Genomic DNA, 23,174 nt, shown 5'->3' on the forward strand with positions numbered 1-23,174 from the left:
GCTGACCACCAGAACAGGGAAGGCGTGGGTGCACCGCGACGGCGGTGCACCCACGGCCATGCCCGGTCGGCACGATGGACGTACCGACCGTCGGAACGGAGGATCGATGAAGGCAGTCGTCTACCGGGGAGCGCGTGACCTCGGAATCGAGGACCGTGACCCGGAGCCACCGGGCCCCGGCCAGGTGCGGATCGAGGTGGCGTACACCGGCATCTGCGGTACGGATCTGCACATCTACCACGGCGACATGGACGCCCGGGTCGGTGACTCCGCGATCATCGGGCACGAGATGTCCGGGCGGATCGCGGCCGTCGGCGACGACGTGACCGGCTGGAACGTCGGTCAGGCGGTCACCGTGATGCCGACCCGGCCCTGCGGCCGGTGTGCGGCCTGTCGACGCGGCAACTCCCATGTCTGCCACTCGATGAACTTCCTCGGCATCGACTCGCCGGGTGCCATGCAGTCCTTCTGGAACGTGCCGGCCGAGCTGGTCCTGCCGCTTCCGGAGGAGGTGCCCCTCGACCACGCGGCGCTGGTCGAGCCGGTCGCCGTCGCCGTGCACGACGTACGCCGGGGGAACGTGACCGCCGACGACCAGGTGGTCGTGGTCGGCGGCGGACCGGTCGGGGTGCTGATCGCCACCGTCGCGCGCAGCCGCGGCGCGCGGGTGCTCCTCGTCGAGCTGGACCCGTTCCGGCGCGAGGTGGCGGAAGGGATCGGCATCGAGACCGTCGACCCGCGATCGACCGACGTGGTGGCGTTGGTCAACGACCGTACCGATGGCGCGGGCGCCGACATCGCCTTCGAGGTGTCCGGCGCCGCGGCCGGCGTCACCACGGCGGTGGACGTCCTCACCACTCGCGGGCGGCTGGTCATGGTGGCGATCCATCCCCAGCCCCGGGAGGTCAACCTGCACCGGTTCTTCTGGCGTGAGCTGGAACTCCTCGGCGCCCGGCTCTATCAGCGCGACGACATGGTGGAGGCGATCCGGTTGGTCGCCTCGGGTGCGATCCCGGCACGGCAGCTCATCTCCCGGGTCGAGCCGGTCGAGTCAGCCAGCGCGGCCTTCGCGGCGCTGGAGGGTGGCGGCGTCATGAAGGTGCTGCTCGATGTGCGGGAGGGTAACCGGTGACGGCGTTGTTCGACCTGTCCGGACGGACCGCGGTGGTGACCGGGGCACGGCGCGGAATCGGCCTGGCCATGGCCGAGGCCCTGGCCCTGGCCGGTGCCGACATCGTGGGCGTCTCCGCTCAGCTCGAAGCGGAGGGCAGCGAGGTCGAACGTCGCGTGCGCGCCGCCGGCCGCCGGTTCACCGCGCTGCGGGCGGACCTCGGTGACCGGGCTGCCGTGCACCGGTTGGCTCGCGACATCATCGCTCTCGGGCCGGTCGACATCCTGGTGAACAACGGCGGCACGATCGCCCGGACCCCCGCCGCGGAGCACCCGGACGAGATGTGGGACCACGTGATCGAGGTCAACCTCAGCAGCCAGTTCGTCCTGAGCCGGGAGATCGGCCGGACGATGGTGGAGCGTGGCCGAGGGAAGATCATCTTCACGGCGTCACTGTTGAGTTTCCAGGGCGGTATCACCGTCCCCGGGTACGCCGCGTCCAAGTCGGGGGTGGCCGGCCTCACCAAGGCGCTGGCGAACGAGTGGGCCGCGCACGGGGTGAACGTCAACGCCATCGCGCCCGGTTACATCGCCACCGACAACACGCTGGCGCTGCGCGACGACCCCGACCGCAACCAGGCGATCCTCGGCCGGATCCCGGCCGGTCGGTGGGGCCGGGCCGACGATCTCGGCGGTGCCACGGTGTTCCTGGCGTCGACCGCGTCGGACTACGTCAACGGCGTGGTGCTGCCCGTCGACGGCGGCTGGTTGGGCCGATGACGGGCGCACCGGAGCCCGGCCGCGCCGGGATCGTCGACGCACACCACCACCTCTGGGTCCGCGCCCGGCACCCGCAGCCGTGGATCGACCCGGTGACCATGGCGGCCATCGACGCCGACTTCGAGCCCGGGGACCTCGCGCCGCCGGCCCGCGCGGCCGGAGTCACCGCGACCGTGGTGGTGCAGTCCATCGCCTCGGACACCGAGACGGTGGACCTGTTGGGCGTGGCGGCCGAGAACGACCTGGTCCGTGGGGTCGTCGGCTGGGTGGACCTGACCGCCGCCGACGTCGCGGACCGCCTCGACCGGCTGCGCGCCGGCCGGGGCGGGGAACGCCTCGTCGGCATCCGCCACCTCGTGCAGTCCGAGACCGACCCGGCGTACCTGGACCGTCCGGACGTCCGTCGGGGAATCGCGGCGGTGGGCGCCGCCGGCCTGGTCTTCGACCTGCTGGTACGCCAGCACCAGCTCCCCATGGCCGCGCGTCTCGCGCGCGACCTGCCGGAGGTGAGCTTCGTCCTCGACCACCTCGGCAAGCCGGCGCTGGGCCGTCCCGAGTTGGCCGGGTGGAGCCGGGACCTGCGGGCGCTGGCGGCGGCACCCAACACGACGGCGAAGCTCTCGGGGCTGGTGACGGAGGTGCCGATCGCGCACTGGGCACCGGAAGACCTGCGACCCGCCGTCGAGGACGCGTTGGACGCGTTCGGTCCGGACCGACTGATGTTCGGCTCGGACTGGCCGGTCTGCCTGCTCGCCAGCTCGTACCAGCGGTGGGTCGACACCCTGGCGGAGTTGCTGACGGACCAGGACGAGGCCGACCGGGCGGCCATCTGGGCGGCCACGGCACGCCGCGTCTACGGGTTGGCGACGTCATGATGGCGCGCGCACTGCCGCGCCGCCCGGAGATCCGGCTCAGCGAGCTGGGCTTCGGCGCGGCCCAGGGTGGCAACCTGTACCGGACGACGACGGACGAGGAGTTCGCCTCGGCGGTCGACGCCGCGTGGGAGGCGGGTGTCCGATACTTCGACTCCGCGCCGCACTACGGTCTCGGGCTGTCCGAGCGCCGACTCGGCGCGGCGTTGCGCCACCGACCGCGCGACGAGTACGTGGTGTCGACGAAGGTCGGACGACTGCTGGTGCCGTCGCCTGAGAACGCGCACCTTCGGGACTCCGACGGATTCGACGTGCCGGCGACCCACCGGCGGGTGTGGGACTTCAGCCGCGACGGCGTGCTCCGCTCCATCGAGGCCAGCCTGGGCCGGACCGGGTTGGACCGGATCGACGTCGTCTACCTGCACGACCCGGACGACCACTGGGAGCAGGCCGCGCACGAGGCCGTGCCCGCTCTGATCGAGCTCCGGGACCAGGGCGTCGTGGGTGCCATCGGCGCCGGCATGAACCAGTCGGCGATGCTGGCGCGGTTCGTGCGGGAGACCGACGTCGACGTGATGATGTGCGCCGGCCGGTACACCCTGCTCGAACAGGGCGCCGTCGCTGACCTGCTGCCGGCCGCCGAGAGTCGGGGGGTGGGCGTGGTCATCGCGGGCGTCTACAACTCGGGGCTGCTGTCGCGGGACCGGCCGCCGGCCGATGCCGTCTACAACTACCAGCAGGCCCCGGCCGAGTTGATCGAGCGGGCGCGGCGGATCGCCGCGGTCTGCGAGACGTACGGGGTGACCCTCCCGCAGGCGGCGCTGGCCTTCGTCCGCCGGCAGCCGGCCGTGGTGTCGACGGTGGTCGGCGTCCGCACCGAGGAGCAGGTGGTCGAGACGCTGCGACGGTCCGGCGTCGTCGTGCCGGAGGAGTTGTGGGACGAACTGGCGGCGGCCGGGCTGCTCGCCGCGCCGCCCGGTCGGCACTCCGCGGTCACGCCCGACTGACCGGCGGACGCCAACCTCTGCCTCCGCATCCGCGGATGCGACGACGTCCCGGCCGGGACCGGCTCCGATATTCGGACACCGGTCCCGACCGGGACGTCATCTGTCAGCGAGAACCGCCGGTCACACGGCGGTGAACCGCCACTGCTGGTTGGTGGCGCTGTGGCAGGTCCACTGCAACAGCCGGGCGCCGTCGGCGGTGGACGCGCCGTTGACGTCCACGCAGAGCCCGCTCAGCACGTTGCGCACCGTGTACACGCCGGAGGTTCCCGTCGCGGTGGCGGTGAACTTCTGCTGGTTGCCGTTGTTGCAGGTGGCCTGCTGGAGGAAGGCACCCGCCGTGGTGGAGCTGCCGACCACCTCGACGCACTTGCCGCTGTGCACCGCCTTGAGGTATACCGCACCGCTGCCCGCGTCGACCGCCTGCCACCTCTGGTTGTTGCCACCGGTGGACGCCCACTGGGTGATCTGGGCGCCGTCGGCGGTGGAGACACCGCTGACGTCCATCAGCTTGCCGCTGTGCTGGGCGGTGACCGTGTAGGTCTTGCCGGCCAGACCACCGCCGCCGTTGGTGGGCGTCCCGACGCCGTTGCCGCCGAAGGTGTGCGAGTCAAGGTCGAACCAGTTGTTGCCGCTGCCCTTGAACACCATGTACAGCGTGTGCGTTCCGCTGAGGGCGGCGACGCTCACCGGTGTCGTGGACTGGTAGTTGTCCCACCCACCGGTGCTGGGCACCGTGGTGGTGGCCAGCAGCGTGCCGGTCGGGGAGTCGGCACGCAGCTCGATCGTGCCGCCACCGGACGGCGACGACAGCCGGTAGCTGACCGTCGAGATGCCCGACAGGCTCATCGGGTTGAACGCGATCCAGTCGTTGTTGGAGATGTCACCGACCCGCTTGGTGCTCTCCGCCGCGGACTGGTCGACGACCCGGATCCCGGACTGGCTGCTGAAGTACTCGGCCTGCTTGTGCTTCGGTTGCAGGATCGCCTGTGCGGTCCCGGTGAGCGGCGCCGCGCCGCCCGCGCCACCGCTGTCGGTGTAGCGCGCGTTCAGCACGTAGAACAGGTTGGCGCCGTCGGGGTGACCGCCGAGCAGGTCGGTGGAGATGGTCCCCGAGCAGCCCGGGTACTCGGTGGTCTCGTGTGCGTGGTCGTCGTGACCCAGCGCCGGGTTGAGGAACACCTTCGAGCAGTCGACCGTTCCGCCGTCCGGGTCGGTCACGGTGATCTGGTACGGCACCCGGTCGCCGAAGGTGAGCATGCCTCCGTTGGGCGGGGTGGTGATGGTGAGCACCGGCGCGCTGTTGCCGACGGTGATCTGGACGTTGGCGAATCCCGTCTTGCCGGTGTTGTCGGTGACCTTCAACTGCGCGGTGTAGTTGCCGTTGGCGGTGTACACCTTCGACGGGTTGGCCGCGGTGGAGGTGGTGCCGTCGCCGAACGTCCACTGGTAGCTCAGCGTGTTGCCCGGGTCCGGGTCGGCCGTGCCGGCACTGCTGAACTGGACGGTGAGTGGTGCGCTACCACTGGTGGGAGTGCCGGTGGCCTTGGCGATCGGTGACCGGCCGCCCTGGATGTAGTCGATCCGGTAGAGCCCGGAGTCGCTGTTGCCGCCACCGAAGTTGGTGCCCCACTCCAGCAGGTAGAGCGAGCCGTCCTTGCCGAACTCCATGTCCATCGGCTTGTTGAACCGGGTGTTGGGCAGGAACGGGTTGGTGCGGGTCACCGCCGAGGAGGAGTCGAAGTGCACCTCCTTGACGTAGTTGCGCGCCCACTCGTAGAAGAAGTGCACGCCGTCGTAGTAGGGCGGGAACTTCGTCGCGGAGGTGTTGGCCGGGTCGTACCGGTAGATCGGTCCACCCATCGGCGCGGAGCCGCCGGAGCCCAGCTCCGGGAAGGTCGGCGAGGTGCCGTAGCCGTACCAGATGTTGGGTGCCACGATCGGCTTCAGGCTGGTCAGGCCGGTGTTGTTCGGCGAGTTGTTGACCGGTGCCGAGCAGTTGAACTTCGAGCCGACCACGCCGGTGTCCGGGTTGTACGGCGCGTACGGCTGGTTGTCGCCGTGGCAGAACGGCCAGCCGTAGTTGCCGGCCTGCTTGATCACGTTGAGCTCGACCAGGCCCTCGGGACCACGGTTCGTGGTGGGCGGGTTCCGGTCCGGCCCGTAGTCGGCCAGGTAGACCCACCCGTTGGCCGGGTCGATCGAGAAGCGGAACGGGTTGCGGAAGCCCATCGCGTAGATTTCCGGCTTGGTCTGCGCGGTGCCCTGGGGGTAGAGGTTGCCGGACGGGATGGTGTAGCTGCCGCTGGCTCCGGGGCGAATGCGCAGCAGCTTGCCACGCAGGTCGTTCGTGTTACCGGCGCTGCGGGCGGCGTCCAGGTTGGACTTGCCCGAGCGCCAGTCCAGCGGGGCGTAGCCCTGCCAGTTCGGGTCGAGGTTCGGCGGAGTGTCGTCACCGGTGCCGATGTAGAGGTTGCCGTCCGGACCGAACTTGATGTACCCGCCGGTGTGGCCGGGCTCCGGGAAGGTGCGGTCCCGGTACGCCGGAATGTCGATGATCGTCACACCGCTGGACGTGTTCAGCGTGTCACCGCTGACCGTGTAGCGGGAGACCCGATTGACGTCGGTGCTGCTGCTGGCTGGCGAGTGGTAGAGGTAGATGTACCCGTTGCTGGCGAAGTTGGGGTCCAGCGCCATGCCGGTGAGACCGTCCTCGCCGCCGGTGTAGACGCTGAGCGTGCCGGCGGTCACCGTGGTGTTGGTGGAGGGCTTGAAGATCTTCACCTGGCCGCCGCGCTGGACGTAGAAGACGCGGCCGTCCGGTGCCACGCCCATCGCCATCGGGTCGACGGTGTTGTCGTCGAGGGTGCGCTTCTCGAAGTTGCCCCAGACGGTGCCGCCGCAGTCGCCGGCGACGTTGCCGGCGGCCCACCGGACCCCACCGAGAACGTGGTTGCGGAAGTTCGTCTCGCTGTAGGAGTCGATCGCGTGTCCCATCGCGGTGGCCCACACCCGCCCGCCGCCGGCGTTACGGCACCAGGAGATCGGGTGGTCCGGGCCCATCGCCCGGGAGCCCGGGTTGTAGGTGCGCTCGTCGGCGGTCACCAGCACGTGCACGTTGCCGCGCGGGTTGGTGTCGAAGTTGTACCACTCCTCGCTGCGGTTCCACCGATCCGGCAGGCCGGCCGTCGACGGGTGCTGCTTGTCGGCGACGATGGCGGTGCCGGGCAGCACGCCGGGGGAGTGCTCGGGCATGTGGGCGCCGCCGTTGATGGTCTGGTCCCACCACGGGTACTCGGACTCGATGCCCATGTCGGTGGCGTTGTGGATGCCGACGATGCCCTTGCCGCTGGCGAGGTAACCCTCCACCGCCTGGCGTTGGGCCGCCGAGGTCCACACCATGCCGGAGGTCTGGAACATGATGATGACGTCGAAGGTCGCCAGGTTGCTGGCGGTGAAGACGCTCGAATCCTCGGTCTGCACCAGCTCGAAGTTGTTGGCCGCGGCCTGTTGCTGGAACATCGCGATCCCGGCGGGGATCGAGTCGTGCCGGTAGCCGGCGGTCTTGGTGAACAGCAGGGCGCGGAAGGCCGGGGCCGCCGACGCGGGTGGCGCGAGCCCGAGTGCCAGTAACAGGCCGGCGATCACCGAGATGAGCAGTGTGTTGCGACGCATGGCGTCTCCTAGGTTGGACGGGCAACTCCGATAGCGACCACGGGCCCCGCAGCACGTCAGGTTGTGCCTGGACGCGTGCGACGGCACGAGGGTGGTGGTCGGTCCTCGTGCCGCTCGCCGAAGACGGCAGTCAGACCCGTGAGACGTCACACAGCGTGATATTGGCTGTGGGTCTCGTCCGTTGATCCACGGGGTCAGGATGAGCTAGGAATAGGTGACTGTCAATGAATGAAGTAACGTCCGACGTCCTGCCCAGGTGACGGCGGCCGTGATCGACCCTCTTGCTGCGGCGTCGCTGCCGCTCAAGCTGCGGCCCTGGCAATCAGCCCCGGTCGAGGATTGCGGACCTCCAACCAAACATCTATCTTCATACGTGTGATGTTTCCTCGATGTCAAGGGAATGTTCGCAACACAAGAACGTAAGCATCCGTCGATGGCTACGAAAGTTCGATGCCCAGCGCGTCGAAGCCGCCGTAGAGTCCTATCGAACCTTGTTGATGACTACTATCTGTGAGGGCTTTCGGGATGTCAGACCCACGGCCGGTGCCGTTACTCACCCTTCGCGGGATCGGTAAGTCCTTCCTCGGGGTACGCGTTCTCGACGGTGTCGACCTCGACGTCGCGCCGGGTGAGGTGCACGCCGTCGTCGGTGAGAACGGCGCCGGTAAGTCGACCCTCATGAAAATCGTCTCCGGCGGCTACACCCCGGACGAGGGCACCGTCGAGTTCGCCGGTGAGTCGCGTACCTTCCGCGGCCCGCGCGACGCGCAACGGGCCGGCGTCGGCATCATCCACCAGGAGTTCAACCTCCTTCCGGAGCGCACCGTCGCGGAGAACGTCTACCTGGGGCACGAGCCGGTCCGCCGTGGCCTGGTCGACCGCCGGGCCATGCTCGACCGCACCCGGCAACTGCTCGCCTCGATCGGCGAGACCACGTTGCCGGCCGACGCCCGGGTGGGGCAGCTCGGTGTCGCGCAACAGCAGGTCGTCGAGATCGCCAAGGCGCTCGCGCTGGACGCGCGGCTGCTGATCATGGACGAGCCGACCGCCGCGCTGGCCGACCACGAGGTCGAGCTGCTCTACGGGCTGGTACGCCGACTCCAGGAGCGGGGCATCGGGCTGCTGTACGTCTCGCACCGGCTCGCCGAGGTGTTCGACCTGTCCGGTCGGATCACCGTGCTCAAGGACGGCCGGCGGGTCACCACAGTGGACACCGCGGCCACCAACGGCGACGAGTTGGTGCGGCACATGGTCGGCCGGGAGCTGTCCAGCTACTACCCGGACCGGGCGGCCCCCGGCGATCGGGGCCCGGTGCGGCTCAACCTTCGCGACGCCGGCAACCGGAAGCTGCGCGACGTCAACCTCCAGTTGCGCGCCGGCGAGGTGCTCGGCATCGGCGGCCTACAGGGCTCCGGGCGCTCGGCGCTGGCCCGGGCGATCTTCGGGGTGTCGCCGTTCACGACCGGCGACGTCACGCTCGACGACCGGCCCGTCCGACTGCGTTCACCCCGCACCGCGATGCGGGCCGGCATCGCCTACGTCACCGAGGACCGCAAGGGCGAGGGGATCGTCCCCCGGCAGTCGGTGCTCGACAACGCGCTGCTGGCCAGCCGGGCCGTCTTCGCTGCCCGGTCCGGAAGGGCGGCGAGGACCGTCCGGGTGCGCGAGTTGCTGGCCGCCGTGGAGATCCGCGGTGCCGGCGACGACCAGGAGATCCGTTTTCTGTCCGGGGGCAACCAGCAGAAGGTCGTGCTGGCCCGTTGGCTCGCGCTCAACCCGCGGATCCTGCTCTTCGACGAGCCGACCCGGGGCATCGACGTGGGCGCGAAGTCGGCCATCCACGACCTCGTCCGCCGCCTCGCCCGGGATGGCGCGGCCGTGCTGATGATCTCGTCCGATCTACCGGAGCTGCTGGGAATGAGTGATCGGATCGTCGTCATGCGGGACGGCCACGTCGCGGGCGAGCTGCCCGCCGGCGCGACCGAGGAGGAGGTTGTCGCGCTGGCGGTCGGCACCGTCCGGGAGGCCGCCGCATGAGCGCGAGCAGTGAGCCGGGCCTGCGAGCCCCGCAGTCGCGAATGGAGTCAGCTCGGTGAGCGCCCTGTCGCTCCTGCCGGCCCGCCGTCCCGTACCGGGCGTCTTCGTGGCCCTGACCCTGACCCTCGCGATCGGCTGGCTGGTCGTCCTGCTCGACGGCGGTCAGCTCTTCAACCAGTCCACGACGGTGAGTCTGCTGCACGTCGCGGCCGGCCTCGGGCTGGTCGCGGTCGGCCAGACCCTGGTCATCCTGGGCGGCTCGCTCGACCTCTCCGTGGCGTACGTGATCAGCCTCAGCACCCTCGTCGCGGCCGAGACGATGAACGGCAGCGACGGCGCGGTGCTGCCGGCGATCGGCCTGGTGCTCGTGGTCAGCGCCGGCGTCGGGCTGCTCAACGGGCTGCTCGTCACCAGGTTCCGGGTCAACGCGTTCATCGCGACCCTCGGCGTCGGGCTGCTGCTCAAGGGCTACCTGGACAACGGCTACGACGGCCCGGCCGGCGCCACCGCACCCTCGCTCGTGCAGGCGCTCGGCTACCAGCGCGTCGGGCCGGTGCCGGTGTCGTTCCTGCTGTTGATAGCGGTCACCGCGGCGGCCTGGTTCGCGCTCTCGCGGACCCGCTTCGGCCACCACCTGGTCGCCGTCGGCGGGGATCCGGAGGTGGCCCGGCTGTCCGGCGTGCGTAACGACCGGGTCCTCGTCACCGCCCACATGCTGTGCTCGATGTGTGCGGGGCTCGCCGGCATCTACCTCGCCAGTCGGCTCGGCTCGGGCGCCCCGCGCGTCGGCACGGAGGGCCTGTACGACCTGGAGTCGATCGCCGCGGTGGTGATCGGCGGTACCGCCCTCGCCGGTGGGCGCGGCGGTGTCGTCGGCACGGTCGGCGGCGTGGTGTTGCTCGCCAGCATCGACGCCATCTTCAACCAGCTCGAGGTCGACGCCTTCTTCAAGCAGGTGATCCGGGGCGTCATCATCATCGCCGCGGTCGCCGTCTACGCCCGTCGGGCCATGCGAAAGGCGGCCTAGCCATGCAGACCGTCCAGCCCCGTTCCCTGCCGCTGCGTCTGCCGCGGGTGCGTCCCGGTGGTGTCCTGCCGATCCTCGCGATCCTCGCGGTGCTGTTGGTGCTCGTCGGCATTCGGCAGCCCGACTTCCTGGCCCCGCCGTCGTTGATGTCGTTCCTCGGTCGTTCGGCGCCGATCATCCTGCTCGCCGCCGGCCAGTACTTCGTGATCGTTTCCGGCGAGTTCGACCTCTCGGTCGGTTCCCTGGTCACCGCCCAGGTGGTGGTCGCCGCCCGGCTGATCGACAGCGACCCGGCGCGTACCTGGCCGGTGGTGCTGCTCCTGCTCGCCTTCGGCGCACTGGTCGGTCTGGTCAACGGCCTGATCACGACACGGCTGCGGGTGCCGTCGTTCATCACCACCCTCGGCATGTTCCTGATCCTCGTCGGCGCGGTCTACCTGTGGTCCGACGGCGCGCCGAAGGGTGGGCTCTCCGAGGAGTTCCGGCGCTTCGGCCGGCGGGCCTTCGAGGACGTGCCGCTGCTGGGCCGCGTGCCGTACGCGCTGGTGGTCCTGGTGGTCCTGGCGGTGGTGGCCGTGCTGCTGATGCGGTCCGACTTCGGCCGGACGCTGGTGGCCGTCGGCGACAACCCGCGCACCGCCGAGTTGAGTGGCGTACGCGTCTGGCGTACCCGGACCATCGCCTTCATCCTCAGCGGGCTCGCGGCGGCGGTCGCGGCGATCCTGCTGGGCGGTTACAGCGGCGTGTCGTTCCAGGCCGGTGCGGGGCTGGAGTTCGGCGCTATCACCGCGGTCGTCCTCGGTGGCGTGGCGCTCGGCGGTGGCCGCGGCGCGGTCGTCGGGGCGATGCTCGGCGCGCTGACCCTGGAACTGCTGTTCGCCCTCATGAATTTCTACGGCGTCTCCGGCGCCCTCAGGTCGACCGTCCAGGGCGGGATCATCCTGCTCGCCGTGGCGGTCTCGGCAACGCGTTCTTCGAGATAAAGGGGAAACCATAGTGCGACGTTCCATGGCGGCGCTGGCCGCTGTCACCCTGCTGTCCCTCGCTGCCTGTGCCACCGACGAACCGGCCGCAGGCCCTTCGGGGAGCGCGTCCGCCGCCGGCTCGGGCACCGGCGAGCAGTCAAAGTTCTTCGTGCAGGCCGACTACGACGCCGAGCTCGCGCTGCTCGACGCGGCGCCGACGGGCCCGGCCGACAAGCCGTGGGAGCAGGTGCTCAACCCGACGTTGGTCGACACCGCCAAGTTCAAGAAGGCCGGCCCGCACAAGATCTGCTTCTCGAACGCGGCCCTGAACAACCCCTGGCGGCAGGTCGGGTTCAAGACCATGCAGGCCGAGGTCGAGGCGCAGAAGAGCCGCATCAAGGAGTTCGTGCACGTCGACGCCGAGGGCAAGGACCAGAAGCAGATCGCGGACATCAACGACCTGCTCGGCAAGGACTGTGACGCGCTCATCGTCTCGCCGAACACCACCGCCACCCTCACCCCGGCCGTCGAGGCGGCCTGCCAGGCCGGGCTGCCGGTCGTGGTCTTCGACCGTGGCGTCAACACGAAGTGCCCGGTGACGTTCATCAACCCCATCGGCGGGTACGGGTTCGGTCACGTCGGCGCCGAGTTCGTCAGCAAGCGGATGAAGCCCGGCGGCAAGGTTCTCGCCCTGCGGATCCTGCCCGGCGTGGACGTCCTGGAGACCCGCTGGTCGGCGGCGAAGGTGGCGTTCGACAAGGCGAAGGTCGACGTCGTGGGCGTCGAGTTCACCGACGGTGACCCGGCCAAGACCAAGAAGATCGTCGACGACTACATCCAGCGGTACGGCACGATCGACGGGGTCTGGATGGACGCCGGAGCGGTGGCGGTCGCGGCGGTCGAGGCGTTCCAGGACGCGGGCAAGCCCGTCCCGCCGATGAACGGTGAGGACCAGCTCGACTTCCTGAAGGTCTGGAAGGACAAGAAGCTCACCGCGATCGCGCCGACCTACCCGACCTACCAGTGGCGTACGCCGATCATCGCGGCGCTGCGGATCCTCGACGGCCAGCAGGTGTCCAACCCGTGGAAGCTGCCGCAGCCGACCGTCACCCAGGACAACCTGGACCAGTACCTCGACGCGAACATGCCGCCGCTGCACTACGCGATGTGCGGCTGCACGGACCTGCCCGGTTACCCGCAGCGCTGGAAGTAGGTTCGGTGTACGCCATCGGTGTCAACCCCTGGGTGTGGGCCTCGCCGGTCGACGACGAGGCTTTGGCCGAGCTGATCCCACGGATCGCCGCGTTCGGCTTCGACGCGGTCGAGTTGCCGATCGAGCAGCCCGGCGACTGGGATCCGGCCCGTACCCGGGACCTGTTGGCGGCGCACGGCCTCGTCGCCGCCGGCGTCTGTGCGGTCACCCCGCCGGGGCGCGAGCTGGTCGACGCCGCACCGGACGTGGTCGACGCGACCGTGGCGTACCTCAAGGGCTGCGTGGCGAGCGCGGCGGCCGTCGGCGCGACATGCGTCGGCGGCCCCGTGTACGCCTCGGTCGGCCGCACCTGGCGGATGTCACCGGCGGCTCGCGCGGCCTGCTACGCCGATTTCCGGCGCGCCCTCGCCCCGGTGGCCGAGCTTGCGGGCGAGTGCGGCGTGAGCATCGGTGTCGAGGCGTTGAACCGCTACGAGACGAGCGTCGTCAACACGATCGAGCAGACCGTCGAGCTGATCGACGGTCTGCCGTCGAGCGTCGGCATCATGATCGACACCTACCACATGAACATCGAGGAGGCCGACCCCTACGCGGCTCTCGCCGCCGCCGGCCGGCACATCAAGCACGTCCAGGTCAGCGGCACCAACCGGGGCGCTCCCGGCGCTGACCACTTCGACTGGCCGCGCTTCTTCGCCGTCCTGCGGGACACCGGCTACCAGGGCGCCATCTGCATCGAGTCGTTCACGGCGGAGAACGAGACCATCGCCACCGCCGCGGCGATCTGGCGTCCGTTGGCCCCCTCGCAGGACCGTCTCGCCACGGACGGCCTGCGCTATCTCCGGGAGATCCTCGGATGACCGCCCCGGCGCGCCACCCCGACGCCGGCTGAGGCCGTCCGCCACCACGCCCCTTTCACGACAGGAGCACCGTCCCGTGTCCTCGTCCCTTCCGCCACTGCGCCGACTGCTGGCAGGCGCCGCCGCGACAGCGGTGACCGCCCTGGTCGCGGTGACCGCCTCGGCGTCCCCGGCTCTCGCGGCCACCACCACCCTCTACGCGTCACCCTCCGGCACCGGCACCAGCTGCTCGGCCACCCAACCGTGCTCGCTGAGCGCCGCCCAGACCGCGGTGCGGGGAATCAACAGCACCATGTCCGGTGACATCGTCGTGGAGTTGGCGAACGGCGCCTACCGGCTCTCGTCGCCGATGCGGTTCACCGCGGCCGACTCGGGGACCAACGGCCATCAGGTGATCTGGCGGGCAGTCTCCGGCGCACGGCCGACGATCACCGGCGCCCGGGCGGTCACCGGTTGGTCGCTCGTCGACTCCGGGAAGAACATCTGGCGGGCCAACGTTCCCGCCGGGCTCGACTCCCGTCAGCTCTACGTGAACGGGGCCGTCGCCACGCGGGCGCGGACGGCGTTGAACCGGTCCGACTTCACCTTCACCACGACCGGCATGCGGTTCACCAACAGCGCGTTGAACTACCTGAACAATCTCGGCAACCAGAGCCGGGTCGAGGTGGAGAGCGTCGGGTCGTTCACCGACCGGTACTCCCCGGTGCAGAGCATCAGCGGCAACTTCCTGACGATGCAGCAGCCCGCGTGGAACAACAACACCTTCGGGTTCGACACCCTCTCCCGGCCGCACCGCGCCGGCCCGTTCTACCTGGCCAACGCGTACGAGTTCCTGGACTCGGCGGGGGAGTGGTACCTCAACCCGAGCAACGGTCAGCTCAACTACATCCCGCTCGCCGGGCAGAACATGAGCTCGGTCAGCGTGGAGCTGCCGCAGTTGCAGTCCCTGGTCAGCGTCGGCGGCAGCTACGACGCGCCGGCGCACCACATCTCGTTCAGCGGCATCACCTTCACCGGCACCAGCTGGCTCGGCCCCAGCAGCAGCAACGGCTTCGCCGACCAGCAGACCGGCGCGCACATCGTCGGCTCCTGGGCCCGGCCGTCCGACGCGCTGACCTCCTGCCAGGAGGGCTGTCCGCTGTTCGAGGCCACCCGGCCGAGCTGGGCCCAGATGCCCGCCGCGGTGCAGGTCTCCGCGGCCAACACCATCTCCTTCAGCGACTCCCAGTTCGTCAACCTCGGGCAGACGGCCATCGGCATCGGCAACGACGCCAACGCCCACGCCAGCGGTGTCGGTCTGGGCGCCAGCAACATCACCGTCACCCGCTCCGAGATCGCCCGGAACTCCGCCGGTGGCATCGTGGTCGGCGGCGTGCGCGCGGATGCCCACCACCCCAGTGACCAGCGGATGGTCAACCGCAACATCACCGTCAGCAACAACCGGGTGCACGATCTCGGCCTGGAGTACCGGGGCGTGGTCTCGATCCTGACCACCTACGTGAACACCTCGCTGGTCGCGAACAACGAGGTCTACAACATGCCGTACACCGGTCTGTCGGTCGGCTACGGCTGGGGTGCCAACGATGCCGGCGGTAGCCAGCACTACGCCAACCGTGGGCTGTACAACTACCAGCCGCGCTACACCACGGCCACCACCGCGGCCAACAACCAGGTCGTCGGCAACTACGTGCACGACGTCATGCAGCAGATGACCGACGGCGGGTGCATCTACACGCTGTCGGCGAACCCCGGCGGGACCATCAGTCAGAACTACTGCCTGCGGACCAACGGCTGGTTCGGGCTCTACTTCGACGAGGGCTCCCGCTACTACACCGCCCGGAACAACGTGTTCTCCTCCACCGGCACCTGGGCCACGGCCAACTACTACTACGCCGAGAACATGGGCAACTTCACCGTCACCAACAACTGGTCGACGAACAACAGCACGAACGTGACCAACGGCGATCGGGGCAACGTCGTCAACGGCAACGTGACGGTCAGCAACGGCAGTTGGCCGTCCGGTGCGCAGGCGGTGATCAACGGCGCCGGCGTGCAGAGCGGCGGCGGCACCAACCCGCAGAACGTGCAGATCGTGGGCGTCCAGTCGGGCCGGTGTGCCGAGATCGGCAACTCCAGCACGACCAACGGCACGCAGGCCCAGATCTGGGACTGCATCAGTGGAGCCGCCAACCAGCGGTGGACCGCCACCGCCAGTCGGCAGCTCATGGTCTACGGCACCAAGTGCCTGGACGCCTCCGGCCAGGGCACGAGCAACGGCACCACGGTGGTGATCTGGGACTGCAACGGCGGTGCCAACCAGCAGTGGAACATCAACGCCAACGGCACGATCACCGGTGTGCAGTCGGGTCTCTGCCTGGACGCGAACGGCGCCGCGACGGCGAACGGCACGAAGTTGATCCTCTGGTCCTGCACCGGCGGGACGAACCAGCAGTGGCAGCTGCGCAGCTGACCTGGGAACTCGACACCGACCGGTCCGGGCCGGGGCGACACGCCTCGGCCCGGACCGGCGCGATCACCGTTCGGCGCGCACGCTCGTCTGGGCCACGACCAGGCCGGTCGAGGCCCGGTAGCGGACCGGAATGGGGTCGGTGAGTTCCCCGACGAACGTGCCGTCGACGTGGTCGAGGAAACCGAGGAGGGACCAGTCGTCGGCGGGTCCGGGGACCAGCCGGGGCGCGTACAGGTGCGGGTGGGTGAACGGCTGGGCGGACGCGATGTCCCACGGGCCGAGGGTGCTCTCGCCGGTGGCCACCCAGATCCGGTGGTCGTCGCGCCGGGCGCTGCCGGTGGCCTCGGTGGAGAAGAGCAGCAGCGGCTGCCCGTCGAGGACCGCGACCTGGGGCACCTCGAGGTGACCGAAGCCGGCCGGGGTCGACAGCGGCGGTCCGACGGTCCAGGTGACGAGGTCGGTGGAGGTGGCGTGGCCGACGACGCCCCGGGTGTTCGCCGGCCCCGTGTTGGCGCGGGCGGTGATGAGCATGTGCCAACCCTCGCCGTCGGGGTCGGGAAACACCCACGGGTCACGCCACGCCTGCTCGTACCACAGGTCCTTGTCGAGCAGCTCGTACCAGGTGGGATCGGCCTGGACGATCGGCTCGGCGCCGTGTCGGTGCCAGGTCGTCAGGTCGTCGGAGACCGCCAGCCCGATGCGTTGCACCAGGCCGTCCTCGGCGCGACCGACGCCGGTGTAGAACAGGTACCACCGTCCGTCCGGTCCGCGGACGGTACAGCCGGTCCAGGTCGCCAGGTCGTCCCAACTGGGCGCGTCGGCGGGGACCACGGCGTCGGCGACCAGGCGCCACGAGTGCAGATCCTCCGAGACGGCGTGGCCGATGGTGGCCCGGCGGTGGCGACGGTGCGGATCGTGCAGGGCGCGGGACGCGCGTAGGAAGAACACGTGCCAGAGGCCGTTGTCGTCCCGTGCGTACCAGCTGTCCCACACCCAGTGGTCGGGTAGACGAAGCATGGCCCGAAACCTAGCACTAAACCGTTTTAGCGGAGGTCGTGGCCGGCCCGGTGGGACCGCTCGTGGGCTGCTGGTCAGCCGGGCGGAGGCGCGAGGGACCGGCGTCGGCGAAGGGGCATCGGAACGAGCGAGGGCGGGTTGGTGCCCCCGTCCAGGAGCAGTTCAACCGCGCGCCGCCCCATCTGCTCGTGCGGCAGCGCAGTGGTGGCCAGGCCGGGACGCAGCCAGGCCGCGATCGGGTCGTCGTCGAACGAGATGACCGAGATGTCCTCCGGGACGGTCAGCCCCGCCTCGCCGAGCGCCTGGTAGGCGCCGAAGGCAAGCCGGTCGTTCATGCAGATGATCGCGCTGGGGCGCTTCGGCTTGCCGAGCAGGCCGCGCATGGCGGCGTAACCGTGCTCGGGCAGCCACTCGGTGCAGAAGCACTCGGTCAGGAGGCTGACGCCCGCCTCGCCCAGCGTCTGCTGGATCCCGCGCAGCCGGGCCCGGGCGGCGAGCGAGACCTCCGGATCGTCCTCCTTGAGCCGATTACGGCCGATGAGCGCGATCGCGTCGCGGTGGCCGAGCTCCAGCAGGGCGGCGGCGACGGAGCGCCCGGCGCCCTCGTCGTCGGGGACCACGCTGGGCAGACCGTCGGGGCTGGTGGCGTTGAGCAGCACCACCGGGCCGCCGAGGATGGCCCCCGGCACCGCCAGCCGACGGGTCGCCATCGCCGCGTAGATCACCCCGTCGACCTGCCGGTCCAGGACGGCCTCGATGGCGTACTGCTCGAAGGTGGCGTCGCCCTGCGTCTCGGTGATGAGCAGGACATGGTCCCGCTCGCGGGCCGCGTCGAGGGCGCCGCGGATGAGGTCACCGGCGAACCGGGTGGTGGCCACGATGTCGGAGACGAACGCGATGGTGGCCGTCTTGCGGGTGCGCAGGCTGCGCGCGGCGAGGTTGGGCCGGTAGCCGAGTTCCTCGGCGGCGGCGAACACCCGTTGGTGCGCCTCGGCCGAGAGCCGGGTGCCCTCTCGGCCGTTGAGCACCATCGACGCGGCGGTCTTGGACAGCCCGGCCCTGCGCGCGACGTCGGCGAGTGTTGCTCTGTTGCGGCCCATCAGTCCTCCGAATCAGGCGCGGTGCCACAGGCGCCGCTCCCGCCCATCATGATGCGTCGCCGTCCGGGGTCCCGCGCCGGTCGTGTCCGGCGTGGTGTGAACCCGACGTTTCCGCACCGTTGCCAAGTTGTCCTTGACAGCTTCCCGTGCCACGCGCATGCTCTGCTAAATCAGTTTAGCGACCACTTCTGGCGCTTCCAGAGGCGCCTTCGGTGGCCGTGCCGGGTTTCCTTCCGCTGACGGTACGGGTGCCGCGCCCGGGCGACTGGTCGCGACCGACGTGTCGTGGCCGTCACCCGGTGGCGGTGGTCCCGGTGGAGCCGTCGCGCGGCCCTGTGTCGCGGGACGCGTGGAGATGTCAAGGAGTCATGAAATGGCAGAATTGCTGACAAAGTTTCCGCGACGGAGAGCGGTGCTCCTCGCATCGCTGCTGGCGGTCGGGATGACCGCGACGGCGTGCAGCGCGCCGGGCGAGGACCGGTCGTCGAACACGGAGCCGGGCGCCGCCGTCAAGACCGAGCTGGGCACCGACCCGATCACCCTGGAGATGTACGCGGAGACCGGCTTCCCGCTGGCCAAGGCGCTGGCCGACGAGTTCTCCAAGCAGCACTCGAACGTCAAGTTCAACATCCGCGAGGACCAGTTCACGGTGATCGTGGAGAACGCGCCCCGGGTGATGGCCTCGGACAACTCGCCGGACATCATCCGGCTCCCCACCATGGTCGACCTGGTCAAGGACGACCTGCTCAAGAACCTCGACCCGTACTTCACCGCGTACGGCTGGGACAAGTTCCCCGCCTCCCAGCTGATGCAGCTGCGCGTCGGCGAGAACACCCGGGGCACCGGCTCGCTGTTCGGGATGGGGCTCGGCTACAGCGTCACCGGTGTGTTCTACAACAAGAAGCTGGCCAGCCAGATCGGCATGACCCAGCCGCCGGCCACGGTCGCCGAGTTCGAGCAGCTGCTGGCGAAGGCGAAGGCCGGCGGGGTCCAGCCGATCACGCAGTTCAACAAGAACACCGCTGGCATCAACTTCCCGCACCAGGCGCTACAGAACCAGTTCGGCGACCCGACCCAGGTCGCCGACTGGATCTTCCAGAAGCCGGGGGCCACGTTCGACACCCCGGCCGCACTGAAGGCCACCCAGACCATCCAGAAGTGGGCGCAGGCCGGCTACTTCCCGAAGGACGCCAACGCCCTGGACTACGCGGGCATGGTGGGGGAGTTCCAGAAGGGCAACGGCCTGTTCATGTTCAACGGCGACTGGGAGTCGGCCAACCTCGACAAGTCGATGCCCGGCAACGTCGGCTTCTTCCTCTTCCCCACCGAGTCTCCCGGCGGGAAGCACGTGGCGATGTCCGCCCCCAACACCTTCGGTGTCTCGGCCAAGGCCAAGAACCCGGACGCCGCCGCGTTCTTCCTGAACTGGGTGCACACCAACGCCAAGGCGCGGGAGATCTCGGTGACGGTCGGCGGCTCCAGCCCCGGCGGGCCGAGTGACCTGCCGGTGCCGGCCGCGGCCCCGAACAGCGTGCTGGCCGAGACCCTCAAGGCGTCGCAGCAGCTCGGCGCGGAGAACGGCGCGGTGGACTTCACCGCCAACGCGACCGGCGGGATCTTCGCCGCCGCGATCACGCCGGAGATGCAGAAGCTGGTCGCCGGCCAGCAGACGCCCGAGGGGTACGTGAAGGCGGTCCAGGCCGAGTATCAGAAGGAACTGTCCCGATGACGTCTGCCCTCGGCAGCGCACCAACCGGGCGGGACGATCGTCGCGCCCGTCCGACCCCCGCGCGGGCTCACCGTTCTCGGTGGGCCCGCGCGGCCGGGACCGGCTGGTTGTACGTCCTGCCCGCCCTGCTGATGTACGCGGTGTTCGTCCTGCGCCCGCTCGTTCTGACGCTGCAGTACTCGCTCTACGACTGGAACGGGATCGGGGTGGCCCGTTGGGTGGGCCTGGACAACTACCTCACCGTGTTCACGGACAGCGACCTGCTGAAAATCATCGGCAACGCGGTCGTCCTGATCGTCTTCTTCAGCTTCATTCCGGTCGCGCTCGGGCTGTTGGTGGCGAGCATGGTCCGCCGGATCACCACCGGCGCGTTCGGCACCGTCGTCCGGACCATCCTGTTCCTGCCGCAGGTCATCCCCCTGGTGGCGGCGGGCATCGCGTGGAGTTGGTTGCTCTCGTCGAACGGTCTGGTCAACCAGGTGCTGCGCGCGGTCGGGCTGGGTGGCGTCGCCCGCGCGTGGCTGGGCGACTTCGACACGGCGCTGCCCGCGGTGGGTGTCATCGGTGCCTGGGTCCTGCTCGGCCTCTGCACGATCCTGCTGGTCACCGGCATGAGCAAGATCGATCCGGCGCTGTACGAGGCCGCCCGCCTGGACGGTGCCGGGCCGGTACGCGAGTTCCTCGCCGTGACCCTGCCCAGCCTGCGCCAGGAGATCGGGGTCTGCCTCACCGTGACGATCATCGCGGCGCTGGCGAGTTTCGACATCGTCTACATCTCCACCAGCGGCGGCCCCGGCCTCCAGACCACCGTGCCGGGCCTGGAGATCTACCGGCTGGCCTTCTCGCAACGGCAGGTCGGGCTCGCCTCGGCGCTCGCCGTCGTCCTCATGCTGCTGGTGCTGGCGTGTGTGCTGCCGATCCAGCGGCTGACCCGAGGGGAGAAGCCGTGAACCTGAGCCGACGCGAACAGGTGACCGGTCGGGTCTTCCTGATCGCCCTGATCCTCGTCACCCTGTTGCCGTTCGTGAGCATGCTCTCGGCCGCGTTGCAGCCGCGCGGCACCGTGCCGAACGGCCTGGAGTGGCCGTCCGACCCGCAGTGGGGAAACTTCGCCGACGCCTTCACCGCCGCGAACATGGGCGCCCTGCTCCGCTCCAGTCTGCTCATCGTGGCCGGTGTCGTGCCGGTGTCGGTGCTCATCGCGACCATGGCCGGCTTCGGGCTCGGACAGTTGCGGGTGCCCGGTGCCCGACTCGTCTTCGGGCTCTTCCTGCTGGGCCTGACCCTGCCCTTCGAGGCAGTGGTCACCCCGCTGTACTACCAGATGCAGGATCTCGGCCTGCTCAACACCCGTTGGGCCATCATCCTGCCGTTGATCGGCCTGTACATGCCGTTCGCCGTGTTCTGGATGCGGGCGCACTTCACCAACGTGCCGGTCGAGCTGTCCGAGGCGGCGCGGGTGGACGGCAGCAGCACGTGGCAGTTGTTCTGGCGGGTACAGGTGCCACTCGCCCGGCCGGCGATCGCGTCGCTGACGATCCTGATGTTCCTCTGGACGTGGAACCAGTTCCTGCTCGCCATCGTCCTCGTCGACGACGCCACCAAACGCACCATGGCCGGGGCGCTCGGCGCCTTCCAGGGCCAGTGGGGCACCGATCTGGTGCTGCTGTGTGCCGGGTCGCTGCTGATCCTCACGCCCACCCTCATCGTGTTCCTGATCTTCCAGCGACAGTTCATCAAGGCCCTGATCCAGGGGTCAGTGAAGGGGTAGTCAGTGGTCACAGAGCCGCAGATCCACGGCGACGTCGACGAACGCTACGGGCGGGTCGCCGACGTCTTCCGCGACAACTTCACCTCGCGGGGCGAGGTCGGCGCCGCGGTCGCCGTCTACGTGCGGGGCCGCAGGGTCGTCGACCTGTACGGCGGGGTGGCCGACACCCGTACCGGCCGGCCCTGGGACGCGCACACGCCGGTCGTCGTCTTCTCCTGCACCAAGGGAGTCCTGGCGGTCTGCGCCTACCTGCTGGTCCAACAGGGCCGGCTCGACCTCGACGCCCCCGTGACGCGCTACTGGCCGGAGTTCGGGCAGCACGGCAAGGCGCAGATTCCGGTGCGCTGGCTGTTCACGCACCAGTCCGGCCTGCCGGCGTTGGACCGGCCCCTGACCCTCGACGAGGTCCTGGCGTGGGAGCCGGTCATCAAGGCGATCGAGGCGCAGGCCCCGTTGTGGGAGCCGGGCACCGCGCACGGCTACCACTCGATGACCTACGGCTGGTTGGTCGGGGAGGTGATCCACCGGATCACCGGCCAGCTCCCCGGTGCGTTCTTCGCCGACACCGTCGCGGAACCGCTCGGCCTGCACACCTGGCTCGGGCTCCCCGCCGCCGAGAGCGACACCGTCGCCTGGAACCTGGCGCCGTCCCCGGACCCCGACCCGTTCGTCGACCCGGTCGCGGAGCGGGGCATCACCATGGGGGGCGCCTTCGCCTTTCCCGCCGACGCGGACGGCCTGGTGAGCTTCAACGACCCCGCCATCCAAGCCGCCGGTGTTCCGGGCGCGGGCGCGGTCAGCACCGCCGACGGTCTCGCCCGCCTCTACGCGGCCTGCGTCTCCGACCTTCAGGGTGGGCCGCTGCTCGACGCCGCGTCGGTGGACGACGCGGTCGTCGTACGGTCGCGTGGTCAGCAACGGCACGGCCCGCCGGACACCGGGCAGCGCTGGGGGACCGGCTTCCTGCTGCACTCGCCACCGGCCCGGCCGTTGCTGGGTGAGCGCAGCTTCGGCCACGACGGCGCGGGCGGGAACCTGGCCTTCGCCGACGCCGAGCATGGGGTGGGATTCGGCTACGTGGTCAACCAGATGCGCGGGATGGGCGACGAGCGCGCCAACCGGCTCACCGCCGCCGTCCGCTCCTGCCTCGAAGCCTGAGGCCGCCCGGCCCACTGCCGCGATCATGAAGTTGTTGCCCCGACCCGCCGTCGTCGGTGGCGACAACTTCATGATCGCCAGGGGTCTGGCACCCGACGGGCATTTCGTCCACTGTGGAGGGTGGACGGTGTTACGGGGATACTTCGGGCACGTTTCATAGATAGTCTTGACAGGCGTTGTTAGCGATAACACGATGGCCTTCACGCCGCTCTCGCGTTTGGAGCTCGTCTTGGTCGTGTCGATCCGCTCGCGTGTCCCGAACTCCGCCCGGACCTCCACTGTGAACAGGCTGAACGCCGCCGCTCACCGGGCCGCAGACCTGTTGAGCCGAGTAACGTCCACTGTGCGCCCCGGTCGGCTCCGTCCACTGTGCGCGTTCGCATCGGTGG

At 69.8% G+C, this 23,174-nt stretch carries 17 protein-coding genes; 14 read left to right on the forward strand and 3 right to left on the reverse strand.

Annotation, left to right across the window (positions count from 1 at the left end; genetic code table 11):
- Positions 1–106: 106 nt before the first annotated feature.
- From AB0J33_RS12720 to AB0J33_RS12735, 4 genes are read left to right on the forward strand one after another with little or no spacing between them, the layout of a single operon-like run.
- Positions 107–1,132 (forward strand): alcohol dehydrogenase catalytic domain-containing protein, encoded by a 1,026-nt coding sequence (locus AB0J33_RS12720; protein WP_363612817.1) that lies wholly within the window; start codon positions 107–109, stop codon positions 1,130–1,132.
- Complete coding sequence (locus tag AB0J33_RS12725) at positions 1,129–1,890, forward strand: SDR family NAD(P)-dependent oxidoreductase (RefSeq protein WP_363612819.1); 762 nt, start codon at positions 1,129–1,131, stop codon at positions 1,888–1,890. The genes AB0J33_RS12720 and AB0J33_RS12725 overlap by 4 nt, the downstream gene beginning before the upstream one ends.
- Entirely contained in the window at positions 1,887–2,765 is an 879-nt protein-coding gene (locus AB0J33_RS12730; protein WP_363612821.1) for an amidohydrolase family protein, read from the forward strand. The genes AB0J33_RS12725 and AB0J33_RS12730 overlap by 4 nt, the downstream gene beginning before the upstream one ends.
- A complete protein-coding gene (locus AB0J33_RS12735; protein WP_363612823.1) occupies positions 2,762–3,769 on the forward strand; it encodes an aldo/keto reductase in 1,008 nt (335 codons plus the stop codon). Before AB0J33_RS12730 ends, AB0J33_RS12735 begins: the two co-directional genes overlap by 4 nt.
- 120 nt (positions 3,770–3,889) lie before the next feature.
- Here the strand turns inward: AB0J33_RS12735 and AB0J33_RS12740 are convergent, their stop codons facing one another.
- A complete protein-coding gene (locus AB0J33_RS12740) occupies positions 3,890–7,441 on the reverse strand; it encodes a ThuA domain-containing protein (protein ID WP_363612825.1) in 3,552 nt (1,183 codons plus the stop codon).
- A gap of 525 nt (positions 7,442–7,966) precedes the next feature.
- Between AB0J33_RS12740 and AB0J33_RS12745 the strand changes: the two genes are divergently transcribed.
- The 6 genes from AB0J33_RS12745 (at position 7,967) to AB0J33_RS12770 (ending at position 16,010) form a co-directional block, all read left to right on the forward strand.
- Positions 7,967–9,478 (forward strand): sugar ABC transporter ATP-binding protein, encoded by a 1,512-nt coding sequence (locus AB0J33_RS12745; protein WP_363612827.1) that lies wholly within the window; start codon positions 7,967–7,969, stop codon positions 9,476–9,478.
- A gap of 55 nt (positions 9,479–9,533) precedes the next feature.
- Positions 9,534–10,505: an ABC transporter permease gene (locus tag AB0J33_RS12750; protein ID WP_363612829.1), complete on the forward strand. Its 972-nt coding sequence runs from the start codon at positions 9,534–9,536 to the stop codon at positions 10,503–10,505.
- Between the two features lie 2 nt (positions 10,506–10,507).
- Positions 10,508–11,488 (forward strand): ABC transporter permease, encoded by a 981-nt coding sequence (locus tag AB0J33_RS12755; protein ID WP_363612831.1) that lies wholly within the window; start codon positions 10,508–10,510, stop codon positions 11,486–11,488.
- A 13-nt stretch (positions 11,489–11,501) separates the two neighbouring features.
- Positions 11,502–12,683 (forward strand): substrate-binding domain-containing protein, encoded by a 1,182-nt coding sequence (locus AB0J33_RS12760; protein WP_363612833.1) that lies wholly within the window; start codon positions 11,502–11,504, stop codon positions 12,681–12,683.
- 5 nt (positions 12,684–12,688) lie between these two features.
- A complete protein-coding gene (locus AB0J33_RS12765; protein ID WP_363612835.1) occupies positions 12,689–13,540 on the forward strand; it encodes a sugar phosphate isomerase/epimerase family protein in 852 nt (283 codons plus the stop codon).
- Positions 13,541–13,616: 76 nt separating this feature from the next.
- Complete coding sequence (locus AB0J33_RS12770) at positions 13,617–16,010, forward strand: RICIN domain-containing protein (RefSeq protein ID WP_363612837.1); 2,394 nt, start codon at positions 13,617–13,619, stop codon at positions 16,008–16,010.
- A gap of 63 nt (positions 16,011–16,073) precedes the next feature.
- On the opposite strand, the gene AB0J33_RS12775 is transcribed toward AB0J33_RS12770, so the two are convergent.
- Both AB0J33_RS12775 and AB0J33_RS12780 read right to left on the reverse strand, forming a co-directional pair.
- A complete protein-coding gene (locus AB0J33_RS12775) occupies positions 16,074–17,027 on the reverse strand; it encodes a family 43 glycosylhydrolase (RefSeq protein ID WP_363612839.1) in 954 nt (317 codons plus the stop codon).
- 74 nt (positions 17,028–17,101) lie between these two features.
- Entirely contained in the window at positions 17,102–18,127 is a 1,026-nt protein-coding gene (locus AB0J33_RS12780; RefSeq protein ID WP_363612841.1) for a LacI family DNA-binding transcriptional regulator, read from the reverse strand.
- Between the two features lie 412 nt (positions 18,128–18,539).
- Here AB0J33_RS12780 and AB0J33_RS12785 point away from each other — a divergent pair, with 412 nt between their 5' ends.
- The 4 genes from AB0J33_RS12785 to AB0J33_RS12800 are packed head-to-tail and all read left to right on the forward strand — an operon-like array spanning position 18,540 to position 22,785.
- Positions 18,540–19,856 carry an extracellular solute-binding protein gene (locus AB0J33_RS12785; protein ID WP_363612843.1) on the forward strand — a complete coding sequence of 439 codons (1,317 nt, stop codon included), beginning with the start codon at positions 18,540–18,542 and terminating at the stop codon, positions 19,854–19,856.
- Positions 19,853–20,806 carry a sugar ABC transporter permease gene (locus AB0J33_RS12790; protein ID WP_363612845.1) on the forward strand — a complete coding sequence of 318 codons (954 nt, stop codon included), beginning with the start codon at positions 19,853–19,855 and terminating at the stop codon, positions 20,804–20,806. The genes AB0J33_RS12785 and AB0J33_RS12790 overlap by 4 nt, the downstream gene beginning before the upstream one ends.
- Complete coding sequence (locus AB0J33_RS12795; protein ID WP_363612847.1) at positions 20,803–21,627, forward strand: carbohydrate ABC transporter permease; 825 nt, start codon at positions 20,803–20,805, stop codon at positions 21,625–21,627. Before AB0J33_RS12790 ends, AB0J33_RS12795 begins: the two co-directional genes overlap by 4 nt.
- A 3-nt stretch (positions 21,628–21,630) precedes the next feature.
- Positions 21,631–22,785, forward strand: coding sequence for a serine hydrolase domain-containing protein (locus tag AB0J33_RS12800; protein ID WP_363612849.1), 1,155 nt, complete (start codon positions 21,631–21,633; stop codon positions 22,783–22,785).
- The last annotated feature ends 389 nt before the right edge of the window (positions 22,786–23,174 follow it).

The sequence above is a fragment of the Micromonospora sp. NPDC049645 genome (genome assembly GCF_040675155.1).
In the GTDB taxonomy this organism is placed as follows: domain Bacteria; phylum Actinomycetota; class Actinomycetes; order Mycobacteriales; family Micromonosporaceae; genus Micromonospora.

Bases quoted from the DNA above. Each gene is read 5' to 3' on its own strand.
- AB0J33_RS12720 (WP_363612817.1), top strand. From the start codon at position 107: ATGAAGGCAGTCGTCTACCGGGGAGCGCGTGACCTCGGAATCGAGGAC.
- AB0J33_RS12740 (WP_363612825.1), bottom strand. From the start codon at position 7,441: ATGCGTCGCAACACACTGCTCATCTCGGTGATCGCCGGCCTGTTACTG.
- AB0J33_RS12730 (WP_363612821.1), top strand. From the start codon at position 1,887: ATGACGGGCGCACCGGAGCCCGGCCGCGCCGGGATCGTCGACGCACAC.
- AB0J33_RS12745 (WP_363612827.1), top strand. From the start codon at position 7,967: ATGTCAGACCCACGGCCGGTGCCGTTACTCACCCTTCGCGGGATCGGT.
- AB0J33_RS12790 (WP_363612845.1), top strand. From the start codon at position 19,853: ATGACGTCTGCCCTCGGCAGCGCACCAACCGGGCGGGACGATCGTCGC.
- AB0J33_RS12775 (WP_363612839.1), bottom strand. From the start codon at position 17,027: ATGCTTCGTCTACCCGACCACTGGGTGTGGGACAGCTGGTACGCACGG.
- AB0J33_RS12780 (WP_363612841.1), bottom strand. From the start codon at position 18,127: ATGGGCCGCAACAGAGCAACACTCGCCGACGTCGCGCGCAGGGCCGGG.
- AB0J33_RS12735 (WP_363612823.1), top strand. From the start codon at position 2,762: ATGATGGCGCGCGCACTGCCGCGCCGCCCGGAGATCCGGCTCAGCGAG.
- AB0J33_RS12755 (WP_363612831.1), top strand. From the start codon at position 10,508: ATGCAGACCGTCCAGCCCCGTTCCCTGCCGCTGCGTCTGCCGCGGGTG.